Genomic DNA, 23,722 nt, shown 5'->3' on the forward strand with positions numbered 1-23,722 from the left:
TCGCACCCCCAAACTTGCTGGCATGGGCCTGGCAGCCACAAGGCGAGTACAAGAACCGCCACCGGCTGCCGATAAACTTCTGAAGCGCCGCCCGGTCACAAACCTTGAGATCGGTCAAACCCCAGGACTTGTATCACGAGCATGCTGCGGGTGGCGGTGCGATATCGATAACGGATGGTGATCCTTCGATGGACTTCAAAGACTATTACAAGATTCTGGGTGTGGAGCCGACGGCTGATGACGCCACGATCAAGGCTGCTTATCGCAAACTGGCCCGCAAATACCACCCGGATGTGAGTAAGGAAAAGGATGCCGAGACCAAATTCAAGGACGTCTCCGAAGCCTATGAAGCGCTGAAGAGTGCCGACAAACGCGCCGAGTACGATGACCTGCGTCGCTATGGCCAGCACGGCCAGCCTTTCCAGGGACCGCCGGGCTGGCAAAGCCGGGGCGGTTTTGGCGGTGGACAGGACACCGGCGATTTTTCGGATTTCTTCAGCTCGATTTTTGGTAATCGCGGGCCGGGTTTCGGTGGCGGACAGTCAGGCCGCAGCACCGGCCGTCGAGGGCAAGACGTGGAAATGGAACTACCGATTTTCCTGGAAGAGACCCTGTCGAGCGAATCGAAAAAGGTCAGCTTCCAGGTGCCGCAGTACAACGCCGCCGGCCAGCACGTCAGCAATACCAGCAAAAGCCTGAACGTGAAGATTCCCCTGGGTGTGACCGACGGCGAACGCATCCGCCTCAAGGGCCAGGGTGCGCCGGGTATTGGCGGCGGTGCCAATGGCGATTTGTACCTGACCATTCGTTTTGCCCCGCACCCCAAGTTCGACGTCGAAGGCCAGGATCTGATCATCACGTTGCCCCTGGCGCCGTGGGAATTGGCGCTGGGCACTGAAGTGGCGGTGCCGACCCTCACGGGCAAGATCAACCTCAAGGTTCCGGCCGGCAGCCAGAATGGCCAGCGCATGCGCGCCAAGGGCCACGGCCTGCGCAACAAGGCCGGCGAGCGCGGTTACCTGTTCGTACAGCTCAAGGCCGTGATGCCCAAGGCCAGCGACGAGGCAGTCAAGGCGTTGTGGGCGGAGCTGGCGAAGAAGGCTGCGTTCGATCCGCGGGAGAATTTCTGACTGTTTTGAGGCGCTAGACTCGACAGTTAAAGCATTGGGAGAAGCAGACCATGAACAACCCGATCATTGAACTGAACCTGATGGAATTTTGCGAGGCCGCTGCGTTGGCGGATGTCCATGTGATCGAAATCGTCGAGCATGGCATTCTCGAACCCCATGGCGCGGCCCCGGCGGATTGGCGCTTCACCGATTACGAACTGGTCTTGGCCCGGCGTGCGGCCAAGCTGCGCCGCGAGCTGGAACTGGAATGGGAAGGTGTCGCCCTGGCGCTGGACCTGCTGGAAGAAGTGCAGCAACTGCGCAGCGAAAACCGCATGCTCAAGCAGCGGTTGGGGCGGTTGGTGGAGTAGGTTGATTAAGCCTGCCCGAGACCAGGGCCAGGCACATAATTTCCTCATTCTGTGGCGAGGGAGCTTGCTCCCGCTGGGCTGCGTAGCAGCCCCTCCTTTGGCGGTTGCTGCGCAACCGAGCGGGAGCAAGCTCCCTCGCCACAGGGGTATGTGTCTGGCCTGATTCACCTCAAAACAGAAAATAGCGCTGCGCCATCGGCAGCACATCAGCCGGTTCACACCACAACAACACCCCATCGGCCTTGACCTGGTAGGTCTGTGGATCGACATCGATGTTCGGCAGGTAGTCGTTGTGGATCAGGTCGGTTTTCTGCACATTCCGGCAGCCTTTGACCACGGCAATTCTCTTCTTTAGTCCAAGCTGTTCGGGCAGCCCCGCCTCGGCGGCGGCCTGACTGATGAACGTCAGGCTGGTGGCGTGCCGCGAGCCGCCGAAGCTTGCGAACATCGGTCGGTAGTGCACCGGTTGCGGTGTCGGTATCGAGGCGTTGGCGTCGCCCATCAGGCTGGCGGCAATCGCCCCGCCCTTGAGGATCAGGGTCGGCTTGACGCCGAAGAACGCCGGGCGCCACAGCACCAGGTCGGCCCACTTGCCCACTTCGATGGAGCCCACTTCATGGCTGATGCCATGGGTGATCGCCGGGTTGATGGTGTACTTGGCGATGTAGCGCTTGATGCGGAAATTGTCGTTGCCTTCGCCATCGCCGGGCAGGGCGCCGCGTTGCTTTTTCATCTTGTCGGCGGTCTGCCAGGTGCGGGTGATGACTTCACCGACGCGGCCCATGGCCTGGCTGTCGGAACTGATCATCGAGAACGCGCCCAGGTCGTGGAGGATGTCTTCGGCGGCGATGGTTTCACGACGGATGCGGCTTTCAGCGAAGGCCACGTCTTCGGCGATGCTCGGGTCCAGGTGATGGCAGACCATCAGCATGTCCAGGTGTTCGTCGATGGTGTTGCGGGTGAACGGCCGGGTCGGGTTGGTGGAGCTGGGCAACACATTGGCAAAACCGCAGGCCTTGATGATGTCTGGCGCATGGCCGCCACCGGCGCCTTCGGTGTGATAGGTGTGGATGGTGCGGCCCTTGAACGCGGCCAGGGTGGTTTCCACGAAACCCGATTCGTTGAGGGTGTCGGTATGGATCGCCACCTGCACGTCGTACTGGTCGGCCACGCTCAGGCAGTTGTCGATGGCCGCCGGGGTGGTGCCCCAGTCTTCGTGCAGCTTCAGGCCGATGGCACCGGCCTTGACTTGCTCGATCAACGGCTCTGGCAGGCTGGCGTTGCCCTTGCCGGTGAAGCCGATGTTCATTGGGAAAGCGTCGGCGGCCTGGAGCATGCGCGCCAGGTGCCACGGCCCGGAGGTGCAGGTGGTGGCATTGGTCCCGGTGGCCGGGCCCGTACCGCCGCCGATCATGGTGGTGACACCGCTCATCAGCGCTTCTTCGATCTGCTGCGGGCAGATGAAATGGATATGAGTGTCGATGCCGCCAGCCGTGAGGATCATGCCTTCACCGGCGATCACTTCGGTGCTGGCGCCAATGGCGATGGTCACATCGGGCTGGATGTCCGGGTTACCGGCCTTGCCGATGGCTTTGATGCGCCCGTCCTTGAGACCGACATCGGCCTTGACGATGCCCCAGTGATCGATGATCAGCGCGTTGGTGATCAGCGTGTCGACGACCTCGGCGGCCAGCAGCTGGCTCTGGCCCATGCCGTCGCGAATCACTTTGCCGCCGCCGAATTTCACTTCTTCGCCATAGGTGGTGAAGTCCTTTTCCACCTCGATCCACAGTTCGGTGTCGGCCAGGCGGACCTTGTCGCCGACGGTGGGGCCGAACATGTCGGCGTAGGCTTGGCGGGAGATTTTCATGTGCTTGCCTTGAGATTCAATTGAATGTTGAAACCGTTCGCTGCGCTCACTTATCGCGAGCAAGCTCGCTCCCACAGGGATACGCGATCAAATGTGGGAGCGAGCTTGCTCGCGATGAGGCCAGTACAGGCCTCCATGGCTTAAAGGTCGCCCATCACCCGCCCGGCAAACCCGAACACCCGGCGATGCCCCGCCAAATCCACCAGTTCCACCTCGCGGCTCTGGCCCGGTTCGAAGCGCACCGCGGTGCCGGCCGGAATGTTCAGGCGCATGCCACGGCTGGCGGCGCGGTCGAAGGTCAGGGCGTCGTTGGTTTCGAAAAAGTGATAGTGCGAGCCGACCTGGATCGGCCGGTCGCCGCTGTTGGCGACGTTCAGGGTGAGGGTGCGGCGACCGACGTTGAGTTCGATGTCGCCGGGCTGGACCTGGTATTGGCCTGGAATCATTGCGGTTGCCCCAAAGTCTTGTAGTAAATGGCGGTCGGGGTGTACGTCCCGTCCGGGCTCTGGCAGTAGTCGGGCAGTTCACCGACGCGGGTGTAGCCCATGGCGCGGTAGAATGCCTCGGCCTCGGAACCAGCCTCCGTGTCGAGGTACAACAGGCCGCGCTTGTGCTGGCGGGCGCCGAGTTCCAGGGCGCTCATCAATTGCTGGCCCAGGCCGCGGCGGCGAGCCTCGCCGCGCACCAGCAGCTTTTGCACTTCGGCACGGTTGAGGCCGTTGGGTTTCTGGCACAGGGCAAGTTGGACGCTGGCCTGCACCTGTTCATCCTTGACCACCACCCACAGCAGCAAGTGGCCCTGGTTGAGACTGGCCTGAACCTCATCGAAATAGGCGCGTGCCTGGACCGCATCGAGATCGGCCATGAACCCCACGCTGGCGCCATAGCCGACGGCGTCGAGCAACAGATCGATCAGGCCCTGGCGGTAGTGCGCAAAGCTCTCGGCGTGGACTCGGCGCAACTGGGCGGGGTTCATAGGCATCACTCCTTGTCGACGGCAGGCGGTAGCGCCCCTGGGTTGAGGATCAACTGCATGAAAGTCAGGTCCAGCCAACGGCCGAACTTGGTGCCCACCTGGGGCATCTGCCCGGTGGTGATGAAGCCAGCCCGCTCGTGCAGGCGAATCGAGGCGGCGTTGCCGCTTTCGATGGCCGCGACCATGACGTGTTTGCCGCACGCCCTGGCGCGCTCGATCAGGGCCGTCATCAACAGTGAGCCCAAGCCGTTGCCGCGTTGGTCATCACGTACGTACACCGAATGCTCCACGGTGTGCCGGAAACCATCGAAGGGTCGCCAGTCGCCGAACGAGGCATAGCCGAGGACGTTATCTTCGTCATCGACCACCACCAGCACCGGATAGCCTTGCGATTGCCGGGCGCTGAACCATGCCTGGCGATTGCCCAGGTCCACGGCCTGTTCGTTCCAGATCGCCGTGGTGTTCAGCACCGCGTCGTTGTAGATGTCACGGATCGCTGGCAAGTCGGCGTGGCGGGCGTCTCGAATGTCATAGGTCATGGTGCGGCCTCACGCGATCGGCTGGTGGACAGTGACCAGTTTGGTGCCGTCGGGAAACGTCGCCTCGACCTGGATCTCCGGGATCATTTCCGGGATGCCCTCCATTACCTGTTCGCGGGTCAACAGCGTGGTGCCGTAATGCATCAGCTCGGCCACGGTCTGGCCATCGCGGGCGCCTTCGAGCAGGGCGGCGGAAATATAGGCCATCGCCTCCGGGTAGTTGAGCTTCAAGCCGCGAGCCAACCGTCGCTCGGCGACGAGGCCGGCGGTGAAGATCAGCAGCTTGTCTTTTTCGCGTGGGGTCAGGTCCATGTGCAATCCATAAGGGCAGATAAAAAATTCTTGCTGTAAACACAGATCTCCTTGTGGGAGATCCTTTGTGGGAGCGAGCTTGCTCGCGATAGCGGTGTGTCAGTCGACATTAATGTTGAATGTTCCATCGCCATCGCGAGCAAGCTCGCTCCCACAGGAAAGCAGATTCATGTACTCCAGATTCTGGGCGGCATGGCCTCTCTTCCAAGCAATGCAGGCCTGAGCAAACGCCACAATTCAATCAGCCAACCCCGCGCCAGCAGCGCCTCGCTCGCCAGGCACCGGGCCACGATCAGGCCGGGTAATTGCGTCAAGTCGCCACGCACGTCATGGCCCAGGGATCGGCACCGTTCCAGCAACTCGCTATCAATCTCGCCCGTCACCAGCAGAGTGGCAAACACCGGATCGCCGCCCAGTCCGATGGGCGAGTCGAGCAATCCGTCACCGCCCACAATGCGCTGGCGTTCATGCCAGAGCAACTGCCCGTCGCGGCGGATGTCCAGCCGCGACTGGAAGTGCCCCAGGTCAAATCGTTCACCGCTGGCCGGCCGGCCGAGGGCCACCATGTCCCAGTAGAACAAGCGCCCGTCACCTTGCAGGTCGATGCTGGTGTTGAGTTCGGCCTGGGCGGCGCTGAAGACGATGGTTTCCTGGGGCAGCCATTCCAGGGTCGCCCCCGCGGCCACGCTCAGGTTCAGTTGCTGATAGGCCGGGCTGGCGGCGCGATACCACTTGGCCGCGCCGGGACTGGTCAACTGCGCCCAGGCAGCGGGGCCGACGTGGGCCGCGATGTCCAACCGATCACCGCCGGCAATCCCGCCGGGCGGGTGGACGATGATGTGTTGGCACACTTCGGGGCCCTCGGCGTACAGGTGTTTTTGCACCCGCAGCGGACCTTTGTGGCGGCGCTGCACCGGACGCGTGCAGTCACCGAACCGGGCATAACCCAGTTCCAGCTCGGCATGCCAGCTGGGGGTGAACAGGGCCGAAGGCGCCAGTAAGGAGACAGGTAGGTTCATGATTTCCGATTATCGTTAGAGCGCTACAGACTAGATCGTAACCAGCCCGCGCACACCCTCGGCTTCCATATTTTCTCCGCGCCCCTGCTGCACGATCTCGCCCCGGGACATCACCAGGTATTGATCGGCCAGTTCGGCGGCGAAGTCGTAGAACTGCTCCACCAGCAAAATCGCCATGTCGCCCCGGGCCGCCAGTTTCTTGATGACCACGCCGATCTCCTTGATCACCGACGGTTGAATGCCTTCGGTGGGCTCGTCGAGAATCAGCAGGCGCGGACGGCTGGCCAGGGCCCGGCCAATGGCAAGTTGCTGTTGCTGGCCACCGGACAGGTCACCGCCACGGCGTTGTTTCATTTGCAGCAGCACCGGGAACAATTCGTAAATGAACGTCGGCACCTCCTTGGCCTCGGCGGCGGGAAAACGCGACAGGCCCATCAGCAGGTTTTCTTCCACCGTCAGCCGTCCGAAAATCTCCCGGCCCTGAGGCACGTAGGCAATACCGGCGTGCACCCGTTGGTGCGGTTTGAAGGTGGTGATGGGTTTGCCTTCCCAGCTCACCGCCCCTTCCTTGGCCGGCAACAGGCCCATCAGGCATTTGAGCAGGGTGGTCTTGCCCACGCCGTTGCGGCCCAGCAGGCACGTCACCTCGCCGACCTTCACGTCGAATGACAGGCCGCGCAGGATGTGGCTACCGCCGTAGTATTGGTGCAGCTTGTCGACTTGCAGCATTTTCCAGATTCTCCTCGAACCCCTGTGGGAGCGAGCCTGCTCGCGATAGCGTCAGAACATTCAGAATGGATGCTGACTGACACACCGCCATCGCGAGCAGGCTCGCTCCCACATAAAAAGCAATTTTGCGCCTCAGCGCCCGAGATACACCTCGATCACCCGCTCATTGTCCTGCACCTGCGCCAGCGACCCTTCGGCCAGCACGCTGCCCTGGTGCAGCACGGTGACGTGGTCGGCAATCGCGCCGACGAAGCCCATGTCGTGTTCCACCACCATCAGCGAATGCTTGCCCGCCAGTGATTTGAACAGCTCGGCAGTGAACTCGGTTTCGGCGTCGGTCATGCCCGCCACGGGTTCGTCGAGCAGCAAGAGTTGTGGGTCCTGCACCAGCAGCATGCCGATCTCCAGAAACTGTTTCTGCCCGTGGGACAGCAACCCAGCGGCGCGATTGACCGACGTCGTGAGGCGGATGGTCTCCAGCACTTCGCTGATGCGCTCGTGTTGCTCGCCAGTGAGTTTGGCCCGCAGGCTGGCCCACACCGATTTGTCGGTTTTCAGCGCCAGCTCCAGGTTCTCGAACACGCTCAAGGCTTCGAACACCGTGGGTTTCTGGAATTTGCGACCGATGCCGGCCTGGGCGATCTGCACTTCGCTCATGCTCGTCAGGTCCAGGGTTTCACCGAACCAGGCCTTGCCGTGGCTGGGCCGGGTCTTGCCGGTGATCACGTCCATCAGCGTGGTCTTGCCCGCGCCGTTGGGGCCGATGATGCAGCGCAATTCGCCGACGCCGATGTACAGGTTCAGAGCGTTCAGGGCCTTGAAACCGTCGAAACTGACGCTGATGTCCTCCAGGGTCAGGATGGTGCCGTGACGGGTGTTCAGGCCCTTGCCGGCGGCCTGACCGAGGCCGATGGCGTCGCGACTGCTGCCTTGGTCTTTGTTGGGATCCAGTATGGGTTCGAGCATGAAATCGGCTGTGGGTGGGATTCGCATCATTCGCCCCTTTTCTTGAGTAGCCCGATCACACCCTTGGGCAGATACAGGGTCACAACGATGAACAGCGCGCCGAGGAAGAACAGCCAGTACTCGGGAAAGGCCACGGTGAACCAGCTCTTCATGCCGTTGACCACACCGGCCCCCAGCAGCGGCCCGATCAGCGTGCCGCGCCCGCCGAGGGCCACCCACACGGCGGCCTCGATGGAGTTGGTCGGCGACATTTCGCTGGGGTTGATAATGCCCACCTGCGGCACATACAACGCCCCGGCCAGGCCGCACAACACCGCGCTCAATACCCAGACGAACAGCTTGAAGCCACGGGGATCGTAGCCGCAGAACATCAGGCGGTTTTCCGCGTCGCGCAGGGCGGTCAGCACTCGGCCGAACTTGCTGCGGGCCAGGCGCCAGCCGATGAACAGGCTCGCCACCAAGAGCAGCACCGTGGCCAGGAACAGCACCGCTCGGGTGCCCGGCTCGGTGATGCCAAAGCCCAGGATCGAGCGAAAGTTGGTGAAGCCGTTGTTGCCGCCAAACCCGGTTTCGTTGCGGAAAAACAGCAGCATCCCGGCAAACGTCAGGGCCTGGGTCATGATCGAGAAATACACGCCCTTGATCCGCGAGCGGAAGGCGAAGAAGCCGAACACCAGCGCCAGCAACCCCGGTGCCAGCACCACCAGGCACATGGCCCAGACAAAGCTGTCGGTGCCGCTCCAGTACCAGGGCAATTCGCTCCACGACAGAAAGGTCATGAACGCCGGCAAGCCGTCACCGGCGGCCTGGCGCATCAGGTACATGCCCATGGCATAGCCGCCGAGGGCGAAGAACAGACCGTGGCCCAGGGAGAGCAGGCCGGCGTAGCCCCAGACCAGGTCCAGGGCGAGGGCGACGATGGCGTAGCAGAGAATCTTGCCCACCAGGGTCAGGGTGTAAGCCGAGACATGCAGCGGGTTATCCACTGCCAACAGCGACAGCAGCGGCAGGCTCAACAGCACTGCCAGGATCACCACGCCGACGGCGAGGGTGACTTTCGGGCCGGCCTTTTGCGCGGCCGTGAGCATCAGGGGCTGGTTCATCAGTCGATTACCCGTCCTTTGAGCGCGAAGAGGCCTTGCGGACGCTTCTGGATGAACAGAATGATCAGCGCGAGGATCAGGATCTTGCCGAGCACGGCGCCGATCTGCGGTTCAAGAATCTTGTTGGCGATGCCCAGCCCGAACGCGGCGAACACACTGCCGGCCAACTGACCGACGCCACCGAGCACCACCACCAGGAACGAGTCGATGATGTAGCTCTGGCCCAGGTCCGGGCCGACGTTGCCGATCTGGCTCAGGGCCACGCCACCGAGCCCGGCGATGCCCGAGCCGAGGCCGAAGGCGAGCATGTCCACGCGGCCGGTGGGCACGCCGCAGCAAGCGGCCATGTTGCGGTTCTGGGTCACCGCGCGCACGTTCAGGCCCAGGCGGGTCTTGTTCAGCAACAGCCAGGTCAGCGCCACCACGAACAGGGCGAAGGCGATGATCACGATGCGGTTGTAGGGCAGTACGAGATTCGGCAGCACCTGGATGCCGCCGGACAGCCAGGACGGGTTGGCGACTTCAACGTTCTGCGCGCCGAACACCAGGCGCACCAGTTGGATCAGCATCAGGCTGATGCCCCAGGTGGCGAGCAGAGTCTCCAGGGGGCGCCCATAGAGGTGACGGATCACCGTGCGCTCCAAAGCCATACCGATGGCGGCGGTGATGAAAAACGCCACCGGCAGGGCGATCAACGGGTAGAACTCGATGGCATTCGGGGCGAAGCGCTGGAACAGCATCTGCACCACGTAGGTGGAATAGGCCCCCAACATGAGCATCTCGCCGTGGGCCATGTTGATCACCCCCAGCAGGCCGAAGGTGATTGCCAGGCCCAGGGCGGCCAGGAGCAGGATCGAGCCCAGGGACATGCCGCTGAAGGCCTGGCCCAGCAATTCACCGATCAGCAGCTTGCGTTTGACCTGGCCGAGGCTGGTTTCGGCGGCGGTGCGTACCGTGGCGTCGGTTTCAACGCCGGGTTCGAGCAGGCCTTCGAGGCGGGTGCGAGCCAACGGATCGCCGGTTTCCCCCAATAGCCGCACGGCAGCCAGGCGAACCGACGGGTTGGGGTCCACCAGTTGCAGGTTCGCCAACGCCAGGCTCAGGGCTGCATGCACGTCTTCGTCCTGCTCGCCGGCCAGTTGCCGATCGAGAAACGCCAGTTGGGCTGGGCGGGCGCTTTTTTGCAGTTGTTGGGCAGCGCTCAGGCGCACGCTGGCGTCAGCGGCCAATAGTTGATGGCTGGCCAGGGCGGTTTCAATCAACCCTCGCAAGCGGTTGTTCAGGCGCAGGGTCTTGGGCTGGCCGTCGACGGTCAACTGGCCTTGTTGCAAGGCGTTGATCAGTTCGACACGCTCAGGTTCCGGTTGCGCGGCCCAGGTTTCCAGCAGCGTGGCTTGCTGGGGCGGCTTGGCGGCGAGGAAATCTTCGGCATCACCGGCGTGGGCCTCCAGTGGCAATAGCAGCACCAGGGCGAGGATGAGGCGGTAGAGGGCGGTGGGCATAGAGAGTCGCCTTGCACGGACAATGTGGGAGCGAGCTTGCTCGCGATGGCGGTGGGTCAGTCACATCAGTGTTGAACAGGGGGCCGCTATCGCGAGCAAGCTCGCTCCCACAGGGATTTGTGTCGGCCCGAGCGTCGTGCTCGGGTCGACCCCCCATGGGCTCAGTTGCTCTTCACCGCATAGTCAGGCTTCTTGTCGTTGCCTTCGATGAACGGGCTCCATGGCTGGGCGCGGATCGGGCCCTCGGTCTGCCAGACCACGTTGAACTGACCGTCGGCCTGGATCTCGCCGATCATCACCGGCTTGTGCAGGTGGTGGTTGGTCTTGTCCATGGTCAGGGTGTAGCCCGACGGTGCGTCGAACGTCTGGCCGGCCAGGGCTTCGCGGACTTTGTCGACGTCGGTGGACTTGGCTTTTTCAACCGCTTGCGCCCACATATGGATGCCGACGTAGGTGGCTTCCATCGGGTCGTTGGTCACGGCTTTGTCGGCGCCTGGCAGGTTCTTGGCCTTGGCATAGGCCTTCCAGGAATCGACGAATTTCTTGTTCGCCGGGTTATCCACGGACTCGAAGTAGTTCCACGCCGCCAGGTTACCCACCAGCGGCTTGGTGTCGATGCCGCGCAGCTCTTCTTCGCCCACCGAGAACGCCACCACTGGTACGTCGGTGGCTTTCAGGCCCTGGTTCGCCAGTTCTTTATAGAACGGCACGTTGGAGTCGCCGTTGACCGTGGAGATGACCGCGGTCTTGCCGCCGGCCGAGAACTTTTTGATGTTGGCCACGATGGTCTGGTAGTCGCTGTGGCCGAACGGGGTGTAGACCTCTTCGATGTCCTTGTCTGCCACACCTTTGGAATGCAGGAACGAACGCAGGATCTTGTTGGTGGTGCGCGGGTAGACGTAGTCGGTGCCCAGCAGGAAGTAGCGCTTGGCACTGCCGCCTTCTTCGCTCATCAGGTATTCCACCGCCGGAATGGCCTGCTGGTTCGGCGCCGCGCCGGTGTAGAAGACGTTCGGCGACATCTCTTCGCCTTCGTATTGCACCGGGTAGAACAGCAGGCCGTTGAGCTCTTCGAACACCGGCAACACGGATTTGCGCGACACCGACGTCCAGCAGCCGAACACCACCGCGACCTTGTCCTGGGTCAGCAATTGACGGCCTTTTTCGGCGAACAGCGGCCAGTTCGAGGCCGGGTCCACGACCACCGCTTCGAGCTGCTTGCCGTTGACACCACCTTTGGCGTTGATCTCGTCGATGGTCATCAGCGCCATGTCCTTGAGGGACGTCTCGGAGATCGCCATGGTGCCGGACAATGAATGCAAGATGCCGACCTTGATGGTTTCGGCGGCCTGGACGGTCCAGGCCATGCCCATCGCGGCAATGCTTGCCGAGAGTGTAAAAGCCTTGATCAAGCTACGACGCTTCATTGTGCGATCTCCGTGCAATTATGAGTTTTTTTCGATGGCAGATGCGGACGCTGAAGGGGCTTTTGCAAGGGGTGTGCCCGGTTGAGCAAAGGCATTGAGAATGCGGGGTTGGCGCGCTGGGGTAAAAGTGCGAATGCACCACTAGCGACCGCGGCCTAGGCGCTGGTGCGATCAGATGCGCCACATTGGGGCGAAGGCTTGCAGTTCCCCTGTTATTTGCAAGTCAGGGAAACAGGGGTGGATTCAGCGACGGCGCATCAGGCCGATGAAGAACAGGCCACCGATAGCGGCAGTGGCGACGCCAATGGGCAAGTCCTCCGGTGCGATCAGGGTCCGGGCCGCCACATCCACCCACACCAGGAACAGGCTGCCCAGCAGAACACACGCAGGCAGCAGCCGACGGTGTTCGGCACCCACCAGGCGCCTGGCAATGTGCGGCACCATCAGCCCGACAAAACCGATCGAGCCGCTGATGGACACCAGCACGCCGGTCATCAGCGAGGCGATCAGGAAAATCCACAACCTCACCTTCGCCGCGTTCAGGCCCAGGGTCACGGCGGTCTGTTCGCCCGCCATCAGTGCATTCAGCGGCCGGGCCATGCCCAGCAGCAATCCCAGCCCCAGCAACACACTGGCCGCCGGCACCGCCAGCAATTCCCAGCGCGCCAGGCCCAGGCCGCCGAGCATCCAGAACATCACTGCGGAACTGGCGCGATGGTCACCCAGAAACAGCAAGAGGTTGGCCGCCGCCATCATCACGAATGACACCGCCACGCCGCACAGCAACAAGCGATCGCTTTCCAGACGGCCTTGGCGGCTGGCGATGGCCAGTACCAGCAACATGCTCAACAATGCGCCGATAAATGCGGCCAGCGGCAGGGTCAGCAGACCAATGATCTCACCGACATGCAGCACCACAATGACCGCACCCAGGGTCGCGCCGGACGTGACGCCCAGCAGGTGCGGGTCGGCCAGGGGGTTGCGCGTCACCGCTTGCAGGACCGCACCGATCAACGCCAGTCCTGCGCCCACCAAGGCTCCGAGCAGCAGGCGCGGTACGCGGATCAGCCAAACGATATGTTCCTGGCCGGGCGACCAATACACGTCACCCACACCGAAAGCCTTGTTCAGCAGGATGTCCCAGACCACAGCCACCGGCACCCGCGCCGGACCGAACCCCAGGGACACCACGCACGACACCAGCATCAGTGCACCGAGGCACACCAGCAACGCGCCATAGCGACGATTGCTCATGGACGGTGAAAACCCTTTGCCAGGGTTTGCACCGCCAATACGTTATCGATACCCGGCGTGGCCTGAACGTAAGGGATCACGATGAAGCGCCGGTGCTTGATCGCATCCACTGATTGCAGGGCCGGGTTGTTCAGCAGGAATTGCTGCTTCTGCTCGGCGCTGACTTCGCCGTAATCGACAATCACGATCACTTCGGGGTTGCGCTCGACCACGTTCTCCCAGCTCACCCGGGTCCAACTGGTCTGCACGTCATCGAGAATGTTGCGCCCGCCGGCCGCATCGATCAGGGCCTGTGGCATGCCGAGACGGCCGGAGGTCATGGCGCGGTCTTCGCCACTGTCGTACAGGAACACTCGGGGCTGATCAGCAGGCAACTGCTTGCGCACTTGCGCCACCTGGGCCTGCATCGAGGCGATCAACTCATTGGCGCGGTCCTGCACATCGAAAATCCTTCCCAGGTTGCGCAGGTCGTTGTAGGTGTCTTCCAGGGTGGCCGGCGGGCGTTTCATCACGAACGCGCAGGATTCGGTCAACTCGTACACATTAATGCCCAGCGGTTGCAGGGTTTGCGGCGTCAGGTCGCCGCCCACCCGCATGCCGTAGTCCCAGCCGGCAAAGAAGAAATCCACGTTGGCATTGAGCAGGGTTTCCACCGACGGGTATTTGGCCGCCAGCTCCGGCAGGCCATCGAGGATTTTCTCCATGTCGGGCGTCACTGACTTCCAGCCGCTGATGCCGCTGTAGCCCACCATGCGCGACTTGAGCCCCAGGGCGAGCATCATCTGGGTCATGTTGATGTCATGGCTGACGGCGTGTTTCGGCGCCTGGTTGAAGGTGACTTCGCGATTGCAGCTTTGGATCGTCAATGGGTAGCGGGTGGCCTCGGCCAAAGCATGTGCACTGCCGAGCAGCAGCGGCAGAAGCAGCAGGGAACGCAAGATCATGGTTGGGTTATCCAGGTGATTCGGGGGTGGGCGGCCAAGGGGTGTTCGTCAATCAGCGCCTGCACGCCAAAGACGTCGCGCAATAGCGTGACCGTCAGCACTTCCTTGGGCGTGCCGCTGGCGACGATGTGTCCGTGGTCGATGACGTAGAGCCGATCACAGAACGCAGCGGCCAGATTCAGGTCGTGGATGCTGGCGAGGGTGCCGATCCCCAGGCGTTTGATCAGTTGCAGCAGTTGGAGTTGATAACGCGGGTCGAGGTGATTGGTCGGCTCATCGAGGATCAGCACCTGCGGCTGCTGCGCCAGGGCGCGAGCCAGGATCACCCGTTGCTTTTCCCCGCCCGAGAGTGTGGCGAAAGCATGGTCGCCGAAGCCTTGCAACCCGACCGCTTCGAGGGCCTCGATGACCAGACGGCGGTCTTCGTGACTGTCGCCATCGAACAGGCCTTTGTGGGGCGTGCGCCCCATGGCGACGACTTCCTGGACCGTCAGGCCGAAGGCGTCGGGAAACTCTTGCAGCACCACAGCGATGCGTTGGGCGCACCAGCGCGAGGACTGTTTCCAGACGTTGTGATGGTCAAGTTTGACCTCTCCCGCCTCCGGCTGACTGAACCGATAGGCGCAGCGCAACAGACTGGTCTTGCCGCTGCCATTGGGCCCGATCAACCCGACAAACTCCCCGGCACCCACCTGCAACGTGGCGTCACGCAGCTGGAACTGATGATGGCAGTGGCCATGGCCCAGGGGTGTCCAGGCGAGGTGGGAGAGGGTTAGCGAGGTCATGCATACACTCAAATGATTGGATCGATCCGAAGCCCCTGTGGGAGCGAGCTTGCTCGCGATAGCGGTAGGTCAGTCACATCTCTGTTGGCTGATCCACCGCTATCGCGAGCAAGCTCGCTCCCACAAGGGATGGTGTTCACCGTTTGGAAAGCGGGCGCGATTGTAGAGGTTTCGCGCCGTCTTTCGTTAACGCGCTGTCTTCAACTTGAAGATGAAACCACCTCAGGCTGGCGATTGAAACGGGTGACGAGCCGATCCAGCAACCCCATCACCAGCAGCGACGCCCCCACCAGCGGAAACACCACTGCCAGGGCCAGCATGATGAACACCCCGGTCTTCCAGGTCGGCAAGTCGTGACGCAGTGCTGGTACGCCGAACTTGCCCTGGGGCCGACGCTTCCACCAGATCACCACGCCGCTGACGGCGCTGAGCAGGATCATCAGGCAAATCAGCAGCACGATGATCTGGTTCAGCGGGCCGAACATCTTGCCTTCGTGCAGCATCACGCCGGTTTCGGTGGCGCGGGCGACGACGCCGTAATGTTCCCAACGCACATCCGCCAGGACCTTGCCGGTGTACTGGTCCACATGCAGGGTCGCGTCGTTGCGCGGGTCGTCGGCGAATACAGCGATGGTGAATACGCCGGTGGCGGTGGTCGGCAGGGTGATGCTGTAGCCAGGTTCCACTTTGCGTTCGGTGGCGATGTCCTGCACTGCTTGCAGGCTTACGGTCGGCGCGGCGGGACCTTCATGGGCGCCGCCGTGGGCCATGTGTTCGGCATGGTCGCCGGACATCGGCATCGGGGTATTTTCCACGGCCCAGGGTACGGTCTGGCGGTGCGCATTGTTGAGGCTGCCGGCCGCGACGTCGGACTTGGGCATGTCGTTCCACATGGCAGCCGGGAAGCGGTTCCAGAGGTCAGCATATTGCTTGCCCCAGAAGCCGGTCCAGGTCATGCCGCTGAGTAGCATCACCAGCAGAAACGCCGCGCCCCAGAAGCCGACGACCCCATGCAGATCGCGCCAGAACAAACGACCGCGAGCGCTCCAGCGTGGCCACAATACTCCGGCCGACGACTGCCCTCGAGGCCACCACAGGTACAGGCCCGACACCACCAGGACCACGCCCCAGCCGGCGGCCATTTCCACCAGTCGGTCGCCCACGGTGCCGATCATCAACTCACCGTGGATGGCCCGGGCGATGGCTTGCAGGTTGTCCTTGGCGTCCTGTTCACCGAGGACATCGCCATGGTACGGGTCGATGAACACGTTCAGCTCGCGGCTCTTGTCGATCACCACGAATTGCGCACTGCGCTCGGCATTGATCGGCGGCAGGTACTGTTTGACCTGGCCTTGAGGGTAGGCCTGGCGGACCTGTTTGAGCAGGTCGTCCGCCGCCATCGTGTGATGGCCGGCCGGCACGTTCAGCAGGCTGCCGTACATCAGAGGGTCGAGTTGCGGCTTGAACAGGTAAATAATGCCGGTCAGGGCCAGCATCACCATGAACGGCGCCACGAACAGCCCGGCATAAAAATGCCAGCGCCAGGCCAGGTTGTAGAAGTTGGGTTTCGGTTGGCTCATTTTAGAAGCGCTCCGCAGGGCAAATGTGATCGTTATGTTTTTGGCGCTTTTGATCGTTCCCACGCTCCCGCGTGGGAACGCATCCAGTGACGCTCTGCGTCACCGCAGGACGCGAAGCGTCCCGTGCTGCATTCCCACGCAGAGCGTGGGAACGATCAATCAGGTCAGTTGTTAGAAGCTCATATCCACCTTGGTCCAGAGCGTGCGCCCCGGTTCGTTGATGGCTTGCGGGTCACTCGCCGGGTAGCCGAACCCGGCGTTGCCGGCCAGGTTCAGATGTTCGGCGTAGGCTTTGCCGAACAGGTTGTCGACGCCGCTGCTGACCTTCCAGTGCTTATTGATGCGGTAGGCACCGTTGAGGGAGAACACCCCGAACCCGGAGCTCTTGCCGTAGTCCTTGCCCACCACGTTGCCCTTGTTTTCGTCGACACGGTTTTGCGCGGCCACCACGCGCCACAGGGCACCGGCGCTCCAGCGATCTTCGCTGTAGGTCAGGCCCAGACGGGCGTCGAGCGGCGGCATCTGTGCCAGGGCGCTGCCATCGCTGCTGTTTTTGCCCCAGGCGTAGGCCAATGTTGCATCGGCTTTCCAGCGCTCGGTCAGCTTGTAGGCCGCGCCCAGCTCACCGCCCATGATCCGTGCATCAATGTTCTCGGCCCGGGAGGTGGTGCCCATCATGCCGGGCGTGTAATCGAACAGGATGTAGTCGCGCACCTGCCCGACATAACCCGACGCCCAGGCTTCGAGGGTTTCGGTTTTGTACTGCAGGCCGAAGTCGAGTTGGGTGGTTTTCTCCGGTTTGATCGAGTCGAAAGCATTCAGCGAACCGGCGGGGCCGGCGTTGGCCGAAAACAGCTCCCAGTAATCCGGGAAACGTTGCGCGTGGCCCAGGCCCGCATAGAGGGTAGTAGGGCTGTCGGCCAGATCGTGTTCGTAGCGTACGAAACCACTGGGCAGCGTGTCGGCGCGGGTTTGGTCGGCAGTGGGATTGGGCCGGGCGGACATGCCGGAGCCGATGCTTTGGCGGTAATCCTTGGCCGAGGCGCGGTCGAGGCGGGCGCCGCTGACCAGCCGGTCGCGGTCGGCGGCGTACCAGGTCAACTCACTGAACACGCCGTAGTTATGAAAGTCGGCGTCCTTGGTGCGCGGCCGTTCCTTGTAGGTGTCGATGCCCATGCTACTGCGTTGGCGATGCTCGTTGGTCTGGGCGTCCAGGCCACTGATCAATTGCACATCGGCCCAGCGCCAGGTGGCCTTGATGCGTGCGCCGAGGGTGCGGCGGTCGACGTTGGACGCCATGGGGCCGGCCATCATCCCGGTGCCGGACGGCGTGCGCAGCGTGTAGTTGTCCATCACATGGTCGGCGTAGTTGTAGTAGACCTGCGCTTCGAGCGTATCCAGCACATCGCCCATGTTCGAACGCTCGAAACGCAAGCCCAGGCTTTCACGCTTGAACTGCGAGCCATCCATGCCACGTCCGGCGTAGCGTGCTTCACCGTCGCCCTTGCCAGCGGTCAGTTCCAGCAGGGTATCGGCATCCGGCGTCCAGCCCAGCGTCACGTCGCCGTTCCACTTGTCGTAGCGCGACGGCACCGTGTCGTTGTTGCCGTCACGATAATCGTCTGAATGAGCGGTGTTGCCGATCACCCGCACGTAACCCAAAGATCCGCCGGCAGCCGCATCCACGACCTTGTCGAAGCGCCCGTTGGAACCGGCCAGTACGCTGGCGTTGACCCGGGTGCCCAGTTCGCCGAACTGCTCCGGCTCGCGTTCGAACAGCACGGTCCCGGCCGATGCACCAGGGCCCCAGAGCACGGTTTGCGGGCCCTTGATAACGGTGAGTTTGTCGTAGGTTTCCGGCGAAATATAGGACGTCGGCGCGTCCATCCGGCCCGGGCAAGCGCCCAGCAGCATGCTGCCATTGGTGAGAATGTTCAGCCGCGAGCCGAACATGCCCCGCAGTACCGGGTCGCCATTGGTGCCGCCGTTGCGCACCAGGGCGAAGCCGGGAATGGTCTTGAGATAATCGCCGCCGTCGCTGGCCGGCACCGGTTGGCGCGGATCCTTGGGGTTGGTGACCACGGTCAGGGGCGAGCTGGGAGCGACGGCGGTAATGACCGTCGGGCTCAGCTCTTCGATCTGAGCTTCGTGGTGAGCATGCTCGTCGGCCAGCGCACAGGGCGTGAGCAGCAGGCCGCACAGTGCGGTGGCGGTGTAGCGAAAACGAACCCGTGGCTCGTTCGGGGAGCAGCGAACCTGGGCTGCGCCCAATGCGATGTCGGCAGAAAACCTGGACATGATGATTCCATCGAACAGACGTAAACGACACGGTCGGGCAACCTGGGGCTGTCTTTTGCGACCGGGTGAAGTAAGTGTCGGGGTCTACGCGTCGAGGGGCGGTGCGCGGGTGCGGGCACCGGGGAAGAATGACGTCCGGGCATGGCCCAGGCGTGGCGAGGGGCTGGTGTAGGTGTGGGGTGGCGGGGTATCGAAGACGGCGAAGCTATGCCCCCCCGTCAGCGCAGGGCAATTGAACAGCAGGCTGCAATAACCACACTTTTCCCACAGTACGTGATGCTCGCTCTGGGGCGGGCAATGTTCGGCTTTCGCTGCTTCATGCTCGGCGTGAACGCCCGCCGACATGTCCATTTCCATGTCCATGGTCATGGACGAAGACATGCGCTGATCCATCGGCATCGACTGAGAAATCAGCGGACCGATAAAGATCATCAGCATGGCGAACAGGCTGATCCAGCTGCCGCGTGTCAGGCTCATCAGCTGACGGCGGGGCATGACCGACCTGGCGCGGGGCGTTCGCATGGGCAAAGGTGATCAGTGGGCGTGCGTTTGGGTTTTGCTGCTGTCGGGGGCTTTTTTCTGCACCGCGACATCGACCGTGACATCCCCCGCTTTTTCGAAATGCAGGGTCAGAGGGAAGCGTTTGCCGTCGCTGAGCAGGCTGCGATCCTCCAGCCCCAGCAGCATCACGTGATAAGCCATCGGCGCGAAGGTGACAGTCGCACCGGGGGCGATATCAACGACGGGCACCGCTTGCATTTTCATCAGGTCGTTTTGCATCACGTGTTCGTGGAGCTCGGCTTTGTCGGCAATCGGCGAATCGACGCTGAGCAGTTTGTCGGCGGTTGTGCCCTTGTTGTGAATCACGAAGTACGCGGCCACGGTCGGTGCATTGGGCGGCAACTCCTGGGACCATGGATGAGCGATTTCAAGCTCGCCCGCTTTGTACTGGTGAGCTTGGGCGAAGCCGACGGGAAGCAGCAGGGCGGCCAGCAGGATAAGTCTGTTCAGCATGGGTAGTTCTCCGGAACGATTCAGGACGCAGGGTCATGCGAGAAGAATCAGGCCAGAGGTGAGGCGCGGGGATTGAGGCTCGGCCATTGCTGGCGCGGTGTGGGGCTGTCGAGCAGTGGGTGGGCCGCGCCGCGATGGGCCGGCTGAGCATTCAGGTACAACTGCGGCTCGTGCCCGGTGAGCGCCACCAAGGGCGGCGACCCCGCACAGCACCAGCAATGCTGCATCGTCGAGTGATCGTCGTTCTGCGGCGTGCTCTGCTCGAACTTGCCCAGGGAAATCGCCACCAGTTTCGTGCCGCTGGAAGAGCAGAAACTGCCCCACAGCAATTGCTCGGCTGGCGACTGGGCCTTTGCCATCGCCCCACCGCTGCCGGAAAGCGGCATGGCAAGCATGTTGAACAGCACTGCGAAGCAGGCGATCCAGGCAAATGCAAGCCGTTGTCGGGACATGGGGCAATCCGCTCGATGGTCGATCAGGTGGCGGTATTTAGCCTGATCGGGGTTGATAAGTAAAAAGAGCACGTGCGGTGTAGGGTCGCAGGGCTTGGGTTAACAGTAGCAACAGATCTTCAAGGGAGTGTTTTTATGGCTGGATTTTGATCAGTTGGTATTGCTATAGGTGACAGCGTCGAAACGCGTGAATTTTCGACCATGAAAAGATCAAAGGATCGCAGGCTTCGCCAGTTCCTGTAACACCTCATCCACCGTCCCAAACTCCCGATCCACCCCCGGCAACACCGGCCGCTTCAACACCAGCACCGGCAGCCCCCGCTCCCGCGCCACTTCCAGCTTCGGCTCGGTGGCCGTGCTGCCGCTGTTCTTGCTGATCAGCACATCGATCCGCCGCCGTTCGAACAGTTCGCGCTCACCGTCAATATGAAACGGCCCACGGGCACCTATGACTTCGCAGCGCTCATTACCGGGGTAAACCTCCAGGGCCCGCAGGGTCCAGAATTGCTCGGGCGGGATTTCGTGCAGGTGTTGCAGCGGCTCGCGGCCAAGGGTGAAGAGGGGGCGGTGGAACGGCAGCAGGGCCTGGATCAGTTCGGCCCAATCGGCCACTTCGCGCCAGTCATCCCCGGCCTGGGGTTGCCATGCCGGACGGCGCAGGGCCCAGCAGGGAATGCCGCAAGCGCGGGCTGCGTGGGCGGCGTTGTGGCTGATTTGTGCGGCGTAGGGGTGGGTCGCATCCAGCAACAGGTCGATGCCTTGGTCACGAATGAATTGCGTCAGCCCTTCGGCGCCGCCGTAGCCGCCGACGCGCACCTGACAGGTCAGGTCGGTGGGAACGCGGCCGATCCCCGCCAGGCTGTAGAGGTGTGTTGGGCCCAGGGTGCGGGCGATGGCCAGGGCTTCGGTGACCCCCCCCAGCAGCAGGATGCGTTTCATTTGAAAGCTCCGGCGTGACCGACGACGGCGCCCTGGCGGTCGATGGCGAAGACTTCGACCTGGACCTGGGCCGGTACGATGCCGCGAGCGAAGGCCAAGGCGTGTTCGCAGACTGCGTCGCCGAGGGCGATGCCAGCGGCGCTGGCCATCGCCAGGGCTTGCTGGCTGGTGTTGGCCTGGCGAATGCCCTGTTGCAATGCCTCATCGGCACCGATGGCGGCCGCCCATTGCGCCAGTTGTGGCAGGTCGATACTTGAATGACGGCTGTGCAGGTCCATGTGACCGGCGGCCAATTTGCTGATTTTGCCAAAGCCGCCACAGAGGCTGAGCTTCTCCACGGGCACCTTGCGCACATGCTTGAGCACCGCCCCGACAAAATCGCCCATTTCGATCAGGGCGATTTCCGGCAGGTTGTAGACCCGGCGCATGGTGTCTTCGCTGGCGTTGCCGGTGCAGGCGGCGATGTGCAGGTAACCGTTGGTTTTCGCCACGTCGATGCCCTGGTGGATCGAGGCAATGTAGGCCGCGCAGGAGAATGGTCGGACGATGCCGCTGGTGCCGAGGATCGACAGGCCGCCGAGGATCCCCAGCCGGGGATTCATGGTTTTCAGCGCCAGCGCTTCGCCGCCCTCAATGTTGACCGTGACCTCGAAGCCGCCGGCATACCCGGCTTGCTCGGCCAGCCGTCCCAGGTGGTCGCCGATCATTTTACGTGGTACCGGATTGATCGCCGGCTCACCGACGTCCAATACCAATCCTGGCCGCGTCACGGTGCCCACGCCACGCCCGGCAATGAAGCGCACCCCAGGCTCGGCTGTCAGCCGCACTTGGGAAAATAGCAGCGCGCCGTGGGTCACGTCCGGGTCATCGCCGGCGTCCTTGATCGTCCCGGCTTCGGCGCCTTGCTCGGTCAGGCGGCAGAATTCCAGGCGCATCTGCACGTGCTTGCCTTTGGGCAGCACGATCTCCACGGCATCGGCCTGGATGCCGCAAAGCAGCAGCCGGGCGGCCGCCAGACTGGTGGCGGTGGCGCAACTGCCGGTGGTCAGGCCGCTGCGCAGGGGCGCGGGTTGTTCGGCGGTTTCGTCACGCATCGAAGGGTTTGACCAGGTCGAGCAAGGTGATGGGCAATGCCTGGCGCCAGGTGTCGAACTCGCCCAATGGCTGGGCCTGGGCGATGTGGATACGGGTCAGTTCGCCGCCATGAAGTTCGCGCCAGTTCATCAGCGTCATCTCGCTCTGCAGCGTCACGGCGTTGGCCACCAGCCGTCCGCCGGGCTTGAGTCGAGCCCAGCAAGCGTCGAGCACGCCCTCGCGGGTTACGCCGCCGCCGATGAATACCGCGTCCGGCGGCTCCAGTCCTTCCAGGGCTTGCGGTGCCCGCCCGCGGATCAGTTGCAGGCCGGGCACGCCAAGGGTGTCGCGGTTTCGTTCGATCAACCCTTGGCGGCCTTCGTCGGCCTCGATGGCCAGGGCTCGGCAACTGGGGTGGGCGCGCATCCATTCGATACCGATGGAGCCGCTGCCCGCCCCCACATCCCAGAGCAATTCACCGGGCATCGGGGCCAGACGGGCGAGGGTAATGGCGCGCACGTCACGTTTGGTGAGCTGGCCGTCATGTTCAAACGCAGTGTCCGGCAAACCGGCCAGGCGCGACAGGCGCAACGCCGAGGGTTCGGCGCGGCATTCGATGGCGATCAGGTTCAGGTCCGCGACGGTGGGATCGGACCATTGTGCCGCACAGCTTTCGATCCGCCGTTCGGCGGTGCCGCCCAGATGTTCGAGCACGGTCATGGGGCTGGGGCCGAAGCCGCGCTCGCGAAGTAGCGCCGCCACGGCGGCAGGACTGTGGCGGTCGTTGCTCAGCAGCAACAGCCGGACGCCTGTGGATAAGTGAACGCAGAGTGCCGCCAGGGGCCGTGCCACCAGCGACAGGGTGACCACCTCCTGTAAGGGCCAACCCATGCGGGCCGCCGCCAGCGAACAGGACGATGGCGCTGGAATGACCCGCATCTGCTCGCCAGGCAACTGTTTGGCGAGGCTGGCGCCTACGCCATAGAACATGGGATCGCCGCTGGCCAGCACGCACACGGGGTCTCCGCGCCGTGCCAGCAGCGGTTCGAGGGAAAATGGACTGGGCCACAGCTCCCGTTCACCGCGGATGCACAGCGGCAATAGCGCCAACTGGCGCTCACTGCCCAGAATACGCGAGGCCTGCAGCAAAGCGTGGCGAGCCGCTCGGCCCAGGCCCTTGAAGCCGTCTTCACCGATGCCCACTACGGTCAGCCAGGGGGTCATCTCTGTTCCTCGAATGGATAGGTTTGATCGGCGGGCTTGTTGCGCACGCGAACCGGGCCGCCATCATACCGTGCGCCTTCGGTTATGGCGTGGGCCGTTGGGAGCCTGCCGGCGTGCGGCGCCGATTCAGACAGACCGCTATCGCGAGCAGGCTCGCTCCCACAGTTTTGATTGGGGGAGGCACAAGGTCTGTGTTTGCCACAGGTCCCCTGTGGGAGCGAGCTTGCTCGCGATG

Annotated in this window: 24 protein-coding genes; 2 read left to right on the forward strand and 22 right to left on the reverse strand. The window is 62.9% G+C overall.

Annotated elements, in window-relative coordinates:
• The first annotated feature begins 188 nt into the window (after nt 1–188).
• A complete protein-coding gene (locus GKKCFE_RS01460; protein ID WP_047227356.1) occupies nt 189–1,130 on the forward strand; it encodes a DnaJ C-terminal domain-containing protein in 942 nt (313 codons plus the stop codon).
• A 50-nt stretch (nt 1,131–1,180) separates the two neighbouring features.
• Nucleotides 1,181–1,480: a chaperone modulator CbpM gene (locus tag GKKCFE_RS01465; protein ID WP_047227357.1), complete on the forward strand. Its 300-nt coding sequence runs from the start codon at nt 1,181–1,183 to the stop codon at nt 1,478–1,480.
• A 169-nt stretch (nt 1,481–1,649) separates the two neighbouring features.
• On the opposite strand, the gene ureC is transcribed toward GKKCFE_RS01465, so the two are convergent.
• The 22 genes from ureC to cbiE all read right to left on the reverse strand — a co-directional run bounded on the left by ureC (nt 1,650) and on the right by cbiE (nt 23,487).
• Nucleotides 1,650–3,350 (reverse strand): urease subunit alpha, encoded by a 1,701-nt coding sequence (ureC, locus tag GKKCFE_RS01470; protein ID WP_047227358.1) that lies wholly within the window; start codon nt 3,348–3,350, stop codon nt 1,650–1,652.
• 140 nt (nt 3,351–3,490) lie between these two features.
• On the reverse strand, nt 3,491–3,796 hold the full coding sequence (locus GKKCFE_RS01475; RefSeq protein WP_014336352.1) for an urease subunit beta: 306 nt from the start codon (nt 3,794–3,796) through the stop codon (nt 3,491–3,493).
• The gene (locus GKKCFE_RS01480; RefSeq protein ID WP_003197345.1) at nt 3,793–4,326 is read right to left on the reverse strand and encodes a GNAT family N-acetyltransferase; all 534 of its coding nucleotides are present in this window, start codon (nt 4,324–4,326) and stop codon (nt 3,793–3,795) included. Before GKKCFE_RS01480 ends, GKKCFE_RS01475 begins: the two co-directional genes overlap by 4 nt.
• A 5-nt stretch (nt 4,327–4,331) precedes the next feature.
• A complete protein-coding gene (locus tag GKKCFE_RS01485; protein ID WP_047227359.1) occupies nt 4,332–4,865 on the reverse strand; it encodes a GNAT family N-acetyltransferase in 534 nt (177 codons plus the stop codon).
• Between the two features lie 9 nt (nt 4,866–4,874).
• Nucleotides 4,875–5,177, reverse strand: a complete 303-nt coding sequence (ureA, locus tag GKKCFE_RS01490) for an urease subunit gamma (RefSeq protein ID WP_047227360.1) — start codon at nt 5,175–5,177, stop codon at nt 4,875–4,877.
• A gap of 167 nt (nt 5,178–5,344) precedes the next feature.
• On the reverse strand, nt 5,345–6,196 hold the full coding sequence (locus GKKCFE_RS01495; protein WP_445577406.1) for an urease accessory protein UreD: 852 nt from the start codon (nt 6,194–6,196) through the stop codon (nt 5,345–5,347).
• Between the two features lie 30 nt (nt 6,197–6,226).
• Nucleotides 6,227–6,925, reverse strand: a complete 699-nt coding sequence (gene urtE, locus GKKCFE_RS01500; protein ID WP_274090540.1) for an urea ABC transporter ATP-binding subunit UrtE — start codon at nt 6,923–6,925, stop codon at nt 6,227–6,229.
• A gap of 132 nt (nt 6,926–7,057) precedes the next feature.
• Nucleotides 7,058–7,918, reverse strand: a complete 861-nt coding sequence (gene urtD / locus GKKCFE_RS01505; protein ID WP_445577407.1) for an urea ABC transporter ATP-binding protein UrtD — start codon at nt 7,916–7,918, stop codon at nt 7,058–7,060.
• The gene (gene urtC / locus GKKCFE_RS01510) at nt 7,918–8,994 is read right to left on the reverse strand and encodes an urea ABC transporter permease subunit UrtC (protein ID WP_047227363.1); all 1,077 of its coding nucleotides are present in this window, start codon (nt 8,992–8,994) and stop codon (nt 7,918–7,920) included. Before urtC ends, urtD begins: the two co-directional genes overlap by 1 nt.
• Nucleotides 8,994–10,496 (reverse strand): urea ABC transporter permease subunit UrtB, encoded by a 1,503-nt coding sequence (urtB, locus tag GKKCFE_RS01515; RefSeq protein ID WP_139048494.1) that lies wholly within the window; start codon nt 10,494–10,496, stop codon nt 8,994–8,996. Before urtB ends, urtC begins: the two co-directional genes overlap by 1 nt.
• A 161-nt stretch (nt 10,497–10,657) precedes the next feature.
• A complete protein-coding gene (gene urtA / locus GKKCFE_RS01520; RefSeq protein WP_058545695.1) occupies nt 10,658–11,923 on the reverse strand; it encodes an urea ABC transporter substrate-binding protein in 1,266 nt (421 codons plus the stop codon).
• Between the two features lie 243 nt (nt 11,924–12,166).
• Nucleotides 12,167–13,177, reverse strand: a complete 1,011-nt coding sequence (locus GKKCFE_RS01525; RefSeq protein WP_092395852.1) for a FecCD family ABC transporter permease — start codon at nt 13,175–13,177, stop codon at nt 12,167–12,169.
• A complete protein-coding gene (locus GKKCFE_RS01530) occupies nt 13,174–14,121 on the reverse strand; it encodes an ABC transporter substrate-binding protein (RefSeq protein WP_160893714.1) in 948 nt (315 codons plus the stop codon). Before GKKCFE_RS01530 ends, GKKCFE_RS01525 begins: the two co-directional genes overlap by 4 nt.
• The gene (locus GKKCFE_RS01535) at nt 14,118–14,906 is read right to left on the reverse strand and encodes an ABC transporter ATP-binding protein (protein WP_445577408.1); all 789 of its coding nucleotides are present in this window, start codon (nt 14,904–14,906) and stop codon (nt 14,118–14,120) included. The genes GKKCFE_RS01530 and GKKCFE_RS01535 overlap by 4 nt, the downstream gene beginning before the upstream one ends.
• 200 nt (nt 14,907–15,106) lie before the next feature.
• Entirely contained in the window at nt 15,107–16,486 is a 1,380-nt protein-coding gene (locus tag GKKCFE_RS01540) for a PepSY-associated TM helix domain-containing protein (RefSeq protein WP_445577409.1), read from the reverse strand.
• Nucleotides 16,487–16,657: 171 nt separating this feature from the next.
• Nucleotides 16,658–18,784: a TonB-dependent copper receptor gene (locus GKKCFE_RS01545; protein WP_076382858.1), complete on the reverse strand. Its 2,127-nt coding sequence runs from the start codon at nt 18,782–18,784 to the stop codon at nt 16,658–16,660.
• 84 nt (nt 18,785–18,868) lie between these two features.
• Entirely contained in the window at nt 18,869–19,261 is a 393-nt protein-coding gene (locus tag GKKCFE_RS01550) for a DUF2946 domain-containing protein (protein ID WP_445578021.1), read from the reverse strand.
• Between the two features lie 57 nt (nt 19,262–19,318).
• Nucleotides 19,319–19,798, reverse strand: coding sequence for a copper chaperone PCu(A)C (locus GKKCFE_RS01555; protein WP_047227371.1), 480 nt, complete (start codon nt 19,796–19,798; stop codon nt 19,319–19,321).
• A 47-nt stretch (nt 19,799–19,845) separates the two neighbouring features.
• On the reverse strand, nt 19,846–20,250 hold the full coding sequence (locus tag GKKCFE_RS01560) for a DUF2946 domain-containing protein (protein WP_188252140.1): 405 nt from the start codon (nt 20,248–20,250) through the stop codon (nt 19,846–19,848).
• 210 nt (nt 20,251–20,460) lie between these two features.
• On the reverse strand, nt 20,461–21,189 hold the full coding sequence (locus tag GKKCFE_RS01565) for a cobalt-precorrin-6A reductase (RefSeq protein WP_139048488.1): 729 nt from the start codon (nt 21,187–21,189) through the stop codon (nt 20,461–20,463).
• On the reverse strand, nt 21,186–22,283 hold the full coding sequence (locus GKKCFE_RS01570; RefSeq protein ID WP_445577410.1) for a cobalt-precorrin-5B (C(1))-methyltransferase: 1,098 nt from the start codon (nt 22,281–22,283) through the stop codon (nt 21,186–21,188). The genes GKKCFE_RS01565 and GKKCFE_RS01570 overlap by 4 nt, the downstream gene beginning before the upstream one ends.
• The gene (cbiE, locus tag GKKCFE_RS01575; protein ID WP_445577411.1) at nt 22,276–23,487 is read right to left on the reverse strand and encodes a precorrin-6y C5,15-methyltransferase (decarboxylating) subunit CbiE; all 1,212 of its coding nucleotides are present in this window, start codon (nt 23,485–23,487) and stop codon (nt 22,276–22,278) included. Before cbiE ends, GKKCFE_RS01570 begins: the two co-directional genes overlap by 8 nt.
• Nucleotides 23,488–23,722 lie beyond the last annotated feature (235 nt).

The sequence above is a fragment of the Pseudomonas sp. E141 genome, from assembly GCF_052659885.1.